The sequence below is a fragment of the Desulfosarcina widdelii genome, assembly GCF_009688965.1.
In the GTDB taxonomy this organism is placed as follows: domain Bacteria; phylum Desulfobacterota; class Desulfobacteria; order Desulfobacterales; family Desulfosarcinaceae; genus Desulfosarcina; species Desulfosarcina widdelii.
The window spans coordinates 5650267-5662615 of sequence record NZ_AP021875.1; the positions used below are offsets into that span (position 1 = coordinate 5650267).

General features: G+C 45.4%; 10 protein-coding genes and 3 pseudogenes. 11 read left to right on the forward strand and 2 right to left on the reverse strand.

Translation table 11 applies throughout. The features are described 5' to 3' along the window. The first annotated feature begins 71 nt into the window (after positions 1–71). The 8 genes and pseudogenes from GN111_RS25895 to GN111_RS25930 all read left to right on the forward strand — a co-directional run bounded on the left by GN111_RS25895 (position 72) and on the right by GN111_RS25930 (position 7879). Positions 72–1604: a class I adenylate-forming enzyme family protein gene (locus GN111_RS25895; protein ID WP_155306533.1), complete on the forward strand. Its 1533-nt coding sequence runs from the start codon at positions 72–74 to the stop codon at positions 1602–1604. 240 nt (positions 1605–1844) lie between these two features. After that, entirely contained in the window at positions 1845–2024 is a 180-nt protein-coding gene (locus GN111_RS25900) for a hypothetical protein (RefSeq protein WP_155306534.1), read from the forward strand. A 38-nt stretch (positions 2025–2062) separates the two neighbouring features. Beyond that, positions 2063–3298 carry an FAS1-like dehydratase domain-containing protein gene (locus GN111_RS25905; protein WP_155306535.1) on the forward strand — a complete coding sequence of 412 codons (1236 nt, stop codon included), beginning with the start codon at positions 2063–2065 and terminating at the stop codon, positions 3296–3298. Between the two features lie 177 nt (positions 3299–3475). Beyond that, positions 3476–4281, forward strand: a pseudogene (locus GN111_RS25910) (IS5 family transposase). 75 nt (positions 4282–4356) lie between these two features. Further along, positions 4357–4781, forward strand: a pseudogene (gene tnpA / locus GN111_RS25915) (IS200/IS605 family transposase). Between the two features lie 109 nt (positions 4782–4890). Then, positions 4891–6441, forward strand: coding sequence for an acetate--CoA ligase (locus GN111_RS25920; RefSeq protein ID WP_155306536.1), 1551 nt, complete (start codon positions 4891–4893; stop codon positions 6439–6441). A 23-nt stretch (positions 6442–6464) separates the two neighbouring features. Continuing rightward, entirely contained in the window at positions 6465–6923 is a 459-nt protein-coding gene (locus GN111_RS25925) for a GNAT family N-acetyltransferase (RefSeq protein ID WP_155306537.1), read from the forward strand. 164 nt (positions 6924–7087) lie between these two features. Continuing rightward, positions 7088–7879 (forward strand): enoyl-CoA hydratase/isomerase family protein, encoded by a 792-nt coding sequence (locus GN111_RS25930; protein ID WP_155306538.1) that lies wholly within the window; start codon positions 7088–7090, stop codon positions 7877–7879. Positions 7880–8030: 151 nt separating this feature from the next. On the opposite strand, the pseudogene tnpA (GN111_RS34510) reads toward GN111_RS25930, so the two are convergent. Next, positions 8031–8465, reverse strand: a pseudogene (gene tnpA / locus GN111_RS34510) (IS200/IS605 family transposase). Between the two features lie 166 nt (positions 8466–8631). Beyond that, positions 8632–9831, reverse strand: coding sequence for an IS4 family transposase (locus GN111_RS25940; RefSeq protein ID WP_155306539.1), 1200 nt, complete (start codon positions 9829–9831; stop codon positions 8632–8634). 373 nt (positions 9832–10204) lie between these two features. Here GN111_RS25940 and GN111_RS34010 point away from each other — a divergent pair, with 373 nt between their 5' ends. Genes GN111_RS34010 through GN111_RS25955 form a run of 3 tightly spaced genes read left to right on the forward strand, consistent with a single transcriptional unit; the run spans position 10205 to position 12343 of the window. Beyond that, on the forward strand, positions 10205–10810 hold the full coding sequence (locus GN111_RS34010; protein WP_231715561.1) for a hypothetical protein: 606 nt from the start codon (positions 10205–10207) through the stop codon (positions 10808–10810). 35 nt (positions 10811–10845) lie between these two features. Beyond that, positions 10846–11499 carry a flavodoxin family protein gene (locus tag GN111_RS25950; protein ID WP_155306540.1) on the forward strand — a complete coding sequence of 218 codons (654 nt, stop codon included), beginning with the start codon at positions 10846–10848 and terminating at the stop codon, positions 11497–11499. Next, positions 11471–12343, forward strand: coding sequence for an SDR family NAD(P)-dependent oxidoreductase (locus GN111_RS25955; protein ID WP_155306541.1), 873 nt, complete (start codon positions 11471–11473; stop codon positions 12341–12343). Before GN111_RS25950 ends, GN111_RS25955 begins: the two co-directional genes overlap by 29 nt. Positions 12344–12349 lie beyond the last annotated feature (6 nt).

Here is a 12349-nt window from a genome sequence, read left to right on the forward strand (position 1 = left end):
TTTGATGAGTCGCCCGGCATAGCCGGGGGTTTTCCTTGGAGAAATAAAAAAGAAAGGGGGTATATTATAGCATGCATTTAAAAACAGCTTTATATTTAGCCATACAAAGACACCCAGACCAAAAAGCCGTAATAGAGGGGGATAAAGAATATACATATACTCAGTGGGGAGAAAGAATATACAGGATAGCCAATTCATTGAGGCGAATTGGTGTTAAAAAGGGAGATAAGATAGCAATTGCATTAAAAAATCACGAACAGACAGTTACGGCAATGATGGCAATTCAGATCATTGGTGGAATTGCCGTGATGTGTAACCCCAAAAGCATTTCAGACCGGATTAAATATTTTTTAAAAAATTCAGATGCAAAAGGAATTATTTTCGAAAAAGATACAGCCAAAGTTGCAAGTAGCGCTTTAAAAAATTCTCCAAAATGCCGCCTCCATATCAGTATCGATACGGATGATTTAACTATAGACAATACGATTCTTTTTGAGAAGTTGGTAGAAGACGGTAATTCTGAAGAACCAGAAAGTCAGGTAAAAGAAGATGACGTAGGTATTATCATATATACTTCAGGTACTACCGGGGAACCAAAAGGAGTGCCGATTACGCATAAGATGACTTTTCATAGAGCAATAGCTAATGCAATAAGCGCAGGGATTAATAAAGAAGATAATCATAAAGTTATAGGGCTTATGCCGCTATTTCACACAATAGGAATTCATGGTTCCTTTATATTTTCTATACTTTATGACGGAACATATTTTCCCGTCGCTGATTTTATTCCAGACGATGTCATCTCTTTGATTAAAAAGGAAAAAATTACTCACGTATTTGCATCACCAACGCATTATCATATGATTTTAAGTTCGGAAAAATGGGAAAAAGAATCAGGGGAATGTATTAAGTATGCCATGTATGCAGGCGCGCCGATGGAAACATCATTAATAGAAAAATGTTGCAAAGAAATTACAGAAAATTTAGTTCATATTTATGGAAGTTCTGAAATGTATCTTATGGGATGTCTTCAAAATTGCAAAAAATATCCAGGGGCAATAAAGAAAACACTATTTCAGAATATAAGAGTTATTAAGTTTATGGGAAATCCTGAAGATACTGTTAAGTATGGTGAAGAGGGTGAGGTAATTGCTGATCTTAGATCTCCAGAGGCTTTTTCAGGATATCTTAATTATAAAAAAACAAAAACTGAGAAAGCTTGTAAGAATGGATGGTTTTACACCGGGGATATAGCAAGATTGGAACGTGGACCGCTAATATACGTTAGTGGGAGATCTGATGATATGATTATTTCTGGTGCGGAAAATATTCATCCAGCAGAGGTAGAAGATGTCCTGCTAATGCATCCGGATGTTTCAGAGGCGGCCGTCATAGGGGTACCGGATGAACGATGGGGTGAGATTGTAATGGCATTTATTGTTTCACCAAAGGATTCATTAAAAGTTGAGGAACTTGATGAGTTTTTTAAAAAGAATCAAAAGATAGAAAATTGGAAACGACCCAAAAAATATAGGTTCGTTCAAACACTCCCAAAGAATGAAAGCGGAAAATTGCAACGGTTTATACTGAGAGAAATGAAATAGTAAATAGAGCCAATTTCAAAACGTTTTGTTAAATGTTAATTCAACAAGCGATGAGGAACAATAGTCTTTCAAACAGGCTATTTAAAATATGGGCCTATCCGGATTTCCCAAAGACCCTAATGCACAGAAAGTATAGGACAAACAAAAAAATAATAAAACTGGTTGATAGGGCTTAGCCGATGCCCGATTGTAAGGCAAATGGCGTAGGCCTCCATTACAAATAGAAAAAAGGAGAATATCATGGATCCGGAAGTTAAATGTGCCTGGTGTGCGGAGATAACGACACCCGTATTAAAAGTTGAAAAAAAACAGGCAGGCGTTGTCAAGGAGAGAAGGTGCGGTAATTGTGGTAAAATTCTGGCTGCATATCTCGATGATGAGGGCGATTTTATTAAAGGCATTCGAAAGTTTGAAAATTAAATAACAAGCGGATTTATTAATATTTATTGGAGGGGCATATGGCGGAACAAATCAAGCAGGAAGAGCAGATAGCGCAGTTGGCAGAGGCGACATTGACCGATGAATGGGTCACGGAGTGGGAAGATCGAATTGGGCTGGATCTTCGGGTTGGAAATACGTTTAATAGCAATGCCTCATACGAGGCCATCAGAAATTTTGCAAACGGTATTGGGGATTCAAACCCACTTTATAGAAATGAGCAATATGCCGGGAATACAAAATACGGAGCCTTGACGGCGTCTCCCAGTTGGGTCGCCAGCGTATTTCCGCACTGGGTCTTGCAAGGCCTCCCAGGCGTTCATGCCGATCATTCAGCATCGGATTGGGAGTTTTTGAGGCCGGTATACATCAATGACCGGATCACCCCAAAGTGTAAATTCGTGGGATTCGACACAAAAACCAGCAAATTTGCCGGAAAAACCGTGTTTGAATATCAAAAATTTGAGTACTGGAATCAGAGAGATGAACTTGTTTCTCAAGGATATAACCTGCTTGTAAGGTATGAGCGGCAGACAGCAAAAAAACAGACATCCGAGGGAAAGGGAAAATATGATCATATTCAGTTGCCGCACCCCTGGACGCCGGAGGAACAAGAAAAAGTAGATCAGGACTGCCTGGCGGAGGAAATACGAGGTTCAAAGACACGTTACTGGGAAGATGTGAACGTCGGTGACCAACTCAAACCGGTCGTAAAAGGGGTATTCGGGCTAACCGATATGATCGCTTATTGTGTGGGCGCGGCCCCTGTCCAGCTAGCCGCGCACGGCACTCAGTTGCGAACCTACAAAAGCCATCCTGCATGGGCTTTTCGTGACCCGCTCCTTGGCTCATGGGAACCGGTTTATGGGGTACATTATCTGGTGTCGGCGGCAAAGGGCGTGGGTGCAGCCTATGCCTATGACGTCGGTGTTCAGAGGAACTGCTGGATGGTGAATTTATTTACCAACTGGATGGGGGATGAGGGCTGGTTGAAGTCCTGTTCTTCCCAGTACCGTCAGTTTGTTTATCTTTCCGATTCAGTATGGTTTAAGGGAAAGGTAACCAAAAAGTACGAAGATGAAAGCGGTGAGTACTGTGTCGATATCGAAGCTCACGGAGTCAATCAGAGGGGTGATGACACGATTCCTACAACTGCAACCGTTATTCTTCCATCGAAAGAGCATGGAACATCCCCCGTTGAAAAAAGACTGCCCGATAAAGAATACCGGGGAACCGGAAAAGGAGTGTTTTTCTAATTCGAAGGAATAAACCACTGGCATGCCAGTGGTATGAACAATGGCTATGCCATTGATTAGAAGCCATTTCAAAACCTAATCAATTGTGGTCGATTTAATACCAGCAACAATATACAGTATGTTAACAATCTAGACTTTCATAGTGTTTTTGTGTATTAAGCTATTGGAGGTGATACAATGGCCGAATACACTCGATTCATAAATGATGAGCAATGGAAACTGTTGAAACCACTGCTCCCAAAGCCCAAAACTAATCCAAAAGGAGGACAGCCCGCAATAGACAACCGGCAAGTCCTGGAAGGCATATTATGGGTTCTGCGTACCGGGGCCAGATGGCAAGATCTACCGGATCGATATCCAAGCCCGACCACATGTTGGAGGCGACTGCGTCTATGGGAAGACCAGGGCGTGTGGCTGGACGTATGGCGTAAATTCTTGTCCATGCTGGATTCAGATGGGTTGCTGGACTGGGAAGAAGCCTTTATCGACGGCAGCTTCGCACCAGCAAAAAAGGGGGCGCTTGTGTCGGAAAAACCAAAAAAGGAAAAGGAACGAAGTGGATGGTGGTGGTCGACGGCCAAGGTATTCTTCTGGGAAGCATCCTTGCCTCGGCATCCCCGGCGGAAGTAAAGTTGGCTGAAAAAACCCTTGATACAATCAACGTTCCTCGGGCTGGTCGAGGCCGACCGAAAAAGCGCCCCAAAAGGCTTATCGCCGATAAAGGGTATGACAGTGATCCGCTTCGAAAACGGCTTAAACGCTTGTAGATTGATATGATTGTGCCACATAGACGCAATCGAACGAAGAACAAAAAGCAAGATGGTAGAAAGCTGAGAAGATACCGAAAACGTTGGAAAGTGGAGCGCACGTTCGCATGGCTCGGTAATTTTAGACGCTTGGTGGTCAGATATGAGCGCCATATTAAGATGTATCAAGCTTTCTTTCACCTTGCCTGCCTTATGATTGTGTTAAACAGGTTTTGAAATGGCTTCTAGTGACGAGAAAAAAGAAATCTCCTACAATGAGAGCGCCAACTACTCAGTGAAGGAGATTTCAAGATGGAACGTTTCCATAGGTTATCACATTCAATTTGGGATTTTAAGTATCATATCGTTTGGATTCCGAAATACCGTCGTAAAGAGCTATATGGAAAAAAGAGACGGATAGTGGTCAACACAATCAAACAATGGGCTCGAATCAAGGGGATAGAGATCATCGAAGGCCAAGCGATGCCGGATCATATTCACCTTTGCCTTTCGATCCCACCCAAATATTCAGTGGCCCACACCATTGGTCTTTTGAAAGGCAAGAGTGCATCGGAAGTGATGAGTTTTGGGAGCAAAACAGCCGAATGGTAAGGGGCCGGACATTTTGGGCACGCGGTTTCTGTTTTAGCACAGTAGGTCTTGATGAAGAAAAGATACGGGAATATATCAGAAATCAAGAACATATGGATAAACTCGGCGAGGAACCAGAACTTTAAATTAAGCTGAAAGAGTGGTTGGTATGAGACCCCCCTTTCAGGGGGTCTCACGATACCACCAGTTTACTGGTGGTATTCATTTATATTAAATTCAAAGGAAACTGTTAAAATGCGGCTAGAATATAAAACGTTTGAAGACGCAAAGAATAAATTCAAATGGAGTGAAAGGTGGGAGGTTTTTGATAAGGATCGGTCAAATTTAAATATAGCCTATGAATGCGTGGACCGGCATATCAAGGATAAAACTGCAATAAGGTTGAAGAATAGCGATGGTTCGATAGAGTCATATACGTTTAGTGAGCTCTCAGACTTGACGTCGAAGTTTGCAAATATGTTAGGAAGGCAAGGTGTAAATGCAGGGGACAGGGTTGGTATTGTTCTGAATCCTTCCATTGAGTATTATGTCAGCTTTTTTGGAACCCTGAAGAGAGGTGCAGTGGCCGTACCATGTTATTCTCTTCTCGGTCCGGAAGGACTGGGATACAGGCTTGGAGACTCGAATGCCAAAATCGCTATAATAAGCAGGGACAGGGCAGGCGTCATACCATCAGGGTTGGTATCAACAGTGATTCACTCCGAAGAATTGATAGAAACGATTCAAAAAGAAAAAGCTGTATACGAACCCAGGACATCTGCCGATACACTGGCATTGATACAGTTTTCCAGCGGTACTACCGGCCAACCCAAGCAGGTACTTTACAATCATTCTGCAATGTCGGTGGCAGCCGTATTTACGAGGTTTTGGCTGGGGCTGAAAGAAGGTGACCGCTATATCTGCACCTCTTCACCGGCATGGGGCCATGGCATATGGTATGGAACGGTAGGCCCTTTAATATACGGAAATGGAATTGGGGCCTTTTCGGGAAAATTCAATCCTGAAATGCTGCTGGAGGCCTTTGAGCAGTTTGAGGTTACGGTGACTTCAAACATTCCCAGAGTATATAAGATGATAATGGAGTGCGATAAAATCGACAATTACGATTTGAAGCTCAGAAGGCTCACTTATACCGGAGACGGAATAGAAAAAGAGGTGGTAACCTATTTCCAGAAGAAATTGGGTTTATATATTGGAAGTACATATGGAAATACTGAATCTGGGCCTATAGTTCTTGATTATGCTTTCGATGACTGGAAACCAAGATTGGGAAGTGCTGGAAAAGCAATCTTGGGAGTGAAGATCGGCATACTCGACGAAGATGGAAACCTCTTGCCGGCGGGAAAAATCGGTCAGGCGGCCGTATGGAGAAAGAATGAATGGAACGGAATCGGTGATTACGGATATCTCGATGAAGATGACTACTTCTGGCCAAAGGGAAGGAGTGATGATGTGATCAAGTCGTCAGGGTATCGGATCGGTCCTTTTGAGATTGAAAACGTACTTGAAAAGCATAAGGCGGTTGAAAGATCGGCCGTAATAGGAAGCCCCGATAAAGAACGCGGAGAGATAGTCAAGGCATTCATCGTAGCTGTCCCTAACGTCGATAAAACAGAAGAGTTAAAAAAAGACATACAGGAGTTCGTAAAGAGCGTATTAAGCTTCCACGAATATCCAAAAGAGATAGAATTCGTCGATGATCTACCTCAAACACCTGACGGCAAATTGAAAAGAAAAGCCCTAAAAGCATTGGAATATGAAAGAAAAGGCAAAAAACTGAAGTAGATCGTAAATGGGGAGGTTGCAGAATGGGTACTATAGATTTAAAAAAACTTAAAATACGGTCGCTGAAAGAAGGTGATGTGGGTAGCGTCGTTAAAATCGATGCAGAAGTACTAGGGCAGGAACGGACTGAATTTTATCAAAGAAAGTGTAAAGGTGCGACTGACAGTTCGGACCAATTGGTAACATCTTTGGTGGCAGAATACGAAGGACAAATCATTGGCTTTGTCATGGGTAATTTATACTTGGGAGAGTATGGCATACCGGAGAAAACGGCTTCCTTGGATACGATAGGGGTGAGTCCTGATTACCAGAAAAAGGGAATCGGTTCAGAGCTGATAAAAACGTACATTGAAAAATTAAGAAAAGCAGGGGTAGAGAAAATTTATGGAATGATTGAATGGAACGATTGGAGCATGTTTATGTTATTTGAAAAGTGCGGGTTTGTTCCTTCGAGAACGATTAATTTAGAGCTTAAGGTCTAAAAGTCGGTGACAATGCCGAATGTTTCGGAGGGAGCGATCCTAACCGCCATCTGTACCGCCGAGGGAGAAAGGCAGCCCCGCAGGGGCGGAGGGCGGACGATGCCAATCAGGTGGACGCCGCCTTCGGTAAGTTTGGCGAGTATATCCTATCAAAGAGGAAGCTTATGAGTTATGAAAACATTATTTTAGACGTATCCGAAGGCATCGGTACTATCACATTCAATCGACCCAAGGCGTTGAACGCCCTCAACCAAGCGCTGCTGAAAGAGTTTTCGGATGCACTCGATGCCGTTTCCCGGGATGAGGAGATTCGCGTTCTGGTTCTGACCGGGGCCGGAGAGAAAGCCTTCGTGGCCGGTGCGGACATCACAGACCTGGCGACCTTCAACGCACTCTCCGCCCGCTATTTTTCGGGAACCGGCCACGGTGTTATCGGGAAGCTTCAGGAACTGGCAATTCCCGTGGTCGCGGCCGTCAACGGTTTTGCCCTGGGCGGCGGCAGCGAGATCGCCCTCGCCTGTGATTTTATCTATGCCTCGGAAACCGCCACGCTGGGGCTGCCGGAAATCACGCTGGGTATCATTCCCGGTTTCGGGGGGACCCAGCGCCTGCCCAGACTAATCGGCAGGAACATGGCCAAGGAGCTTATATTTACGGGCCGGATGATCACCGCCGAGGAGGCCATGACGATCGGCATGGTGAACCGCGTATGCCCCCCCGAGGCATTGATGGGGGAGGTTATGGAAACGGCGCGGAAGATGGCTTCAATGGGCAAGGTCGCCCTGAGGGCCGCCAAGATGGCAGTCGGGAGGGGGCTTGACGTGAGCCTGGCCAATGGTTGCGCCCTGGAGATCGATGCGTTTTCGCTCTGCTTTGCCAGTGAAGACGCCGGAGAGGGCACCACGGCTTTCCTCGAGAAACGCAAGGCCGTATTCAAGGCTCCTCTGAACAGGTAAGCCGGGGTGGTGGTAGCGAACCGCACCGGAAGGATCGCCTGCCGCATCCGCAGAGGTCTGTGCTTATCGAAGCTTATCGGTTTGAGATCAGTGAAAAACTGAAAACTACCGGCTGGAAGCCGGTAGGTTCAAAAGTCGGCTGAAAGCCCGACTAGGGGTCTTTAACTTTGAATTCTTCATCTTCTTTTGCAAGATCTTGGGATTCTATGTACTCCATAATCATTTCATCGGTAATATTACCGGAACTTGCTACAAAAAAGCCACGCGCCCACAGATGCCGACCCCAACACCGGCGCTTCAAATGGCTGTATTCCTATAACAATTTCCTCGAACTCTTTCCTTTGATGCGCTGCATCATCTGACTGGAGGATATATGCGCAGGACACGAAACAAACAGATGCACATGTTCTTTCCCTATGTGCCCTCTTATTATCTCAACTTCCAATTCGGCGCATATATCTCTCACGATCTGCCGAAGCCGCAAGGCAACCTCGCCCCGAAGCAACTGCTTCCTGTACTTCGTGATCCAGACCAAATGATATTTGATGTCGAATCGGGTATGAGCGGTGCGCCTGTAGTGTTCCATACCCCTTTCTTACTAAAGTTGTCGCCTGAAGGCGAGGGATTTAATATCCCAAAACGAGACTATTAATTTGATAAATTGAACCACTGCTGTCCAAAATAATCCGGAAATCCGGAATCGCTCTTTGACATTTCAACCGTTTAGTATTTGAAAACCGTCAAATTCAGAATCAGGTTCCCATTCTCAGTTGATGCTGTCCAAGACCTTTGAAGGGAAGTAGATTTTGGACAGACTCGGGCCTTATCGGAAAAACATCGAAGGGGTGATCAATCCAGCCCCATAAATCCCGGTAAGTAAACAGATTCCAGCGGAGAAAGGCCACCAGGTTCGACAGCGACCAGCCGAATTTGGCCTTGAAGCTGAGATACTTGATCAGCAGCATGGCGATCAATGCTGTCCAAATCTGGATGAACAGCGCATTCTCAGTGGTCCCGACAAAGGTTTTCACTTTCAGATTCTGCTTGAGGGCCTTGAAAAACAGTTCGATCTGCCAGCGGTCTTTGTAGATGGCCGATATGGTTGTGGCGCCCAAATCCATGTGGTTGGTCAAAAGGATGATCTCCCGATTCTGCTCCTTGTCCCAGACCACCACCTTACGCAGGAGGTGCGGGCATCTTTTCTGGGCATAGTAGCCGTTGAACCGGATCAGTTCATCGGCAAGAATATTGCGGTTGTAGGGCACACTGCGTGTCTCGACGACGGTGTAATCGGCGTTGTCCTTTAAGCGGGTAACGAAAAAGATCTGGTTTTCCGTCCAGTAGGCAAACAGCTGGTAGTCATTGTACCCCCGGTCCATGGCCACGATGGAGTAAGGGGACAGCGGGACCTGGCGGGCGATGGTGACATCGTGCTTCTTACCGTTGGAAATGTACGCGTATGTGGGCAGATATCCATCATGATCCAACAGCAGATGGAGTTTCACGGCACCTTTGGTACGGCGAAACTTGGCCCACGGAAACAAGGACAGGCACAGCGAGATGGTGGAACTGTCCAGCGACAGGAGCTTGTTTTTGAAACGGAAGCGATGTTTGCCCGGCCCCGCCATCTTGCAGGTGTCAAGGGTCTGGTAAAACAGGTCGCGGTACAACTGCCAGGGGCGATGGGCATTGGCATAGGATAAGGTGGATTTGTTGGGAGCCTTTTTGACGCCCAAGTGACGGAGTTTTCCCAGGCAGCAGGACAGCCCGCCGCAGATTTCGCGTAAACTCTTAGCTTGGGCAAGTTGGCAGAAAAGCATGGCTACGAAATGATCCCAGCTGCTGAAGCCTTTGGCATACCGCTCGGCTTGATGACGATAAACCAGGTTGAAAAATTGTCCGCGATGAAACAAAGCCACCAGTTGACTGAACAGACTTGCCTGTCGTACCATCGGTCTGCCTCCTTGTTTTGGCTAACGGTTTTTTGTCGCGATTAAACCATGCCTCACAAGGGGGCTTTTTTTCAAGTGCTCAGTGAACTACTTCCGCTTAGAACTTATTTTGGACAAGAGTGAAATTGAACTATACCCATCGCCTGTGAAATTCGTCCGAAGAGAGAGGAGAGAACTAATCTAATACTGAATGCTGTTCATAAATTAGAAAAGAGAAAAGAAAAACATATGTGGCCACGACGGTTGGCGGTGGCTGTATTCTGGGTGCCGATGTTTCAAGAGACGCTGATGAACAAGCGTTAACGGATGCATATCAGACCTACAAGAATGAAGCCCGGAATTTAAATCCGGCCATTCACCTGAGACCGTGAATATGGATGGCTGGAAAGCTACCCGAAAGGCCTGGAAATCGCTTTTCCCAGCGGTGGTTATCATTTGTTGTTTTTTACATGTGTTCATCAAAATTCGTGACCGTGCCAAAAAGAAATACCGGGATATCTACGAGAATGTCGTCGCCTCCAAACTATGGGATTGTTACCGTGCCAAAAGCAAGGGATCGTTTGGTCAAAGAATAAGAAGACTGATCGAATGGTGCGAAAGCAACGATGCACCATCCGTAATCATCGGCCCCTTAACGAAACTACGGAAAAACATTGCTTCCTACCGGGTGGCCCATGACCATCCGAAAGCCCATCGAACCAGTAATATGGTCGATCGGTTAATGCAACGGATGGATCGCCACCTGTATAGTACCCAATATTTTCATGGATCAGCGGATTCAGCCCAGTTGAGTATTCGAGGTTGGACTCTGATCAACAACTTTGCTCCGTTCAATCCTCGAACCGCAAATGTCTTCAATGGATTGAAAAGCCCGGCTGAACGGTTAAACCAATTCAGATATCACGATAACTGGCTGCAAAATTTGTACGTTTCGGCTTCTTTGGGTGGGTACCGGAGCCCTCCCCAAAATCCGATATAATCAGAATAAAAATTATATCTCGAATTAGGTGCTATATGGAAATTAAAATACTTGGAATCTCGGGCAGCCCGGTAGCAGATGGAAATGCTGAGGTATTTTTAAACAATATCCTTGATTTTGCGGAAAAGTATGACGTGCCGTTCGATGTGCGAACGGAGGCTGTTTATCTATCAACGTATGAAGTTGAAGATTGTATCCATTGCAACTTCTGCCTTACTAAGCAAATACCGGGAAAATACTGTTCGATTAATGATGAGATGCAGGAAATTTACGAAAAAGTTGCACATGCGGATATCATTTTATTGTTAAGTCCTGTTTATTTCATGCGCACCAGCGGCAGGATGGCCGCTTTTATTGACAGGCTAAGGGTCTTTATTTTCGGAAATATTACGGGCGGAATGCTGAAAAACAAAATAGGAGTGAGCGCAGCGGTTGCCTGGTTGAGGAACGGCGGATTTGAAACAACACACATGTCGCATCATTTTGCATTTCTGACCCTTGAAATGATACCGGCCAGCGCGCACAACTGCATCAGCCCCATGGGAGCCTCTGCTTATTCGAGTCCTGATGGAACCGGAATGTTCGATAAAAAAATACGGCTGGGAGTTGAGCATGATACGGCCGGGCTGGAATCCGGGAGAATGATTATGAAGCGCGCCATTGAACTTTCCTGCTTGGTTAAAAAATAAGATAAGAAATAGGAAAGAAAAGTCTGGAAAGCAACTGAAAGAGAGATGGGGAATGGAATTAAATTTAGCAGGGAAGGTCGCCGTAATTACGGGAGGTTCTTCAGGTATCGGTAGAGAGATAAGCCTCAGCTTTGCAACGGAGGGCGTACACATCGCAATTATAGCCAATGATCAACATAAGGGCGATAAAGTAGTAACTGAATGTAGAAACCGGGGTGTTGACGCTGTTTTTATTGGGTGTGACGTATCTGACGAAAGCAGTTTGCAAGCCGCGGTTAACGATGCAATATTGGAAAAGTTCGGAAAAATCGATATCTTGATTAACAGCGCAGCTCCATATGTCAGGACAGGAGGTCAAATTAATACTATTCTTGAACAAAAACCTGAGATTTCAGAAAGGTTCATTGATGTAATATTGAAAGGGGCCATCCACTCTACGCGTACAGTGCTACCATTCATGATGAGTCAATCTTGGGGCAGAATTATTTACATTGGATCGGATGTCGGAAGGACCGGGGATAGCCATCAACCGGTATATGCCGCTTCCAAGGCTGGGGTTGTAGGACTCATGAAATCGATTGCACAATTTGCGGGACCCCATAATATCATGGTTAATTGTGTAAGTCCGGCCCTTACCCTGACTGAGGAGGATGAGGAGCTTCTTGTAAAAAATTATGGATGGGGAACGGAAGAAGGAAAGAAAAAGCTGACCGGAGCTTATCCCACCCGAAAACTGGCTGTTGCCGAAGACATTGCCAACATGGTGGTTTTTCTCTGCTCGGATCGTGCTTCCGACCTGACCGGTCAAGTTATCAGCGTTAACGGCGGATTCTGTATGATGTGATAAGGG

What these genes read in the sequence shown, in the direction of transcription:
- GN111_RS25920 (WP_155306536.1), top strand. Translation starts at nt 4,891, where the DNA reads ATGCGGCTAGAATATAAAACGTTTGAAGACGCAAAGAATAAATTCAAA.
- GN111_RS34010 (WP_231715561.1), top strand. Translation starts at nt 10,205, where the DNA reads ATGGATGGCTGGAAAGCTACCCGAAAGGCCTGGAAATCGCTTTTCCCA.
- GN111_RS25925 (WP_155306537.1), top strand. Translation starts at nt 6,465, where the DNA reads ATGGGTACTATAGATTTAAAAAAACTTAAAATACGGTCGCTGAAAGAA.
- GN111_RS25940 (WP_155306539.1), bottom strand. Translation starts at nt 9,831, where the DNA reads ATGGTACGACAGGCAAGTCTGTTCAGTCAACTGGTGGCTTTGTTTCAT.
- GN111_RS25950 (WP_155306540.1), top strand. Translation starts at nt 10,846, where the DNA reads ATGGAAATTAAAATACTTGGAATCTCGGGCAGCCCGGTAGCAGATGGA.
- GN111_RS25895 (WP_155306533.1), top strand. Translation starts at nt 72, where the DNA reads ATGCATTTAAAAACAGCTTTATATTTAGCCATACAAAGACACCCAGAC.
- GN111_RS25900 (WP_155306534.1), top strand. Translation starts at nt 1,845, where the DNA reads ATGGATCCGGAAGTTAAATGTGCCTGGTGTGCGGAGATAACGACACCC.
- GN111_RS25930 (WP_155306538.1), top strand. Translation starts at nt 7,088, where the DNA reads ATGAGTTATGAAAACATTATTTTAGACGTATCCGAAGGCATCGGTACT.
- GN111_RS25905 (WP_155306535.1), top strand. Translation starts at nt 2,063, where the DNA reads ATGGCGGAACAAATCAAGCAGGAAGAGCAGATAGCGCAGTTGGCAGAG.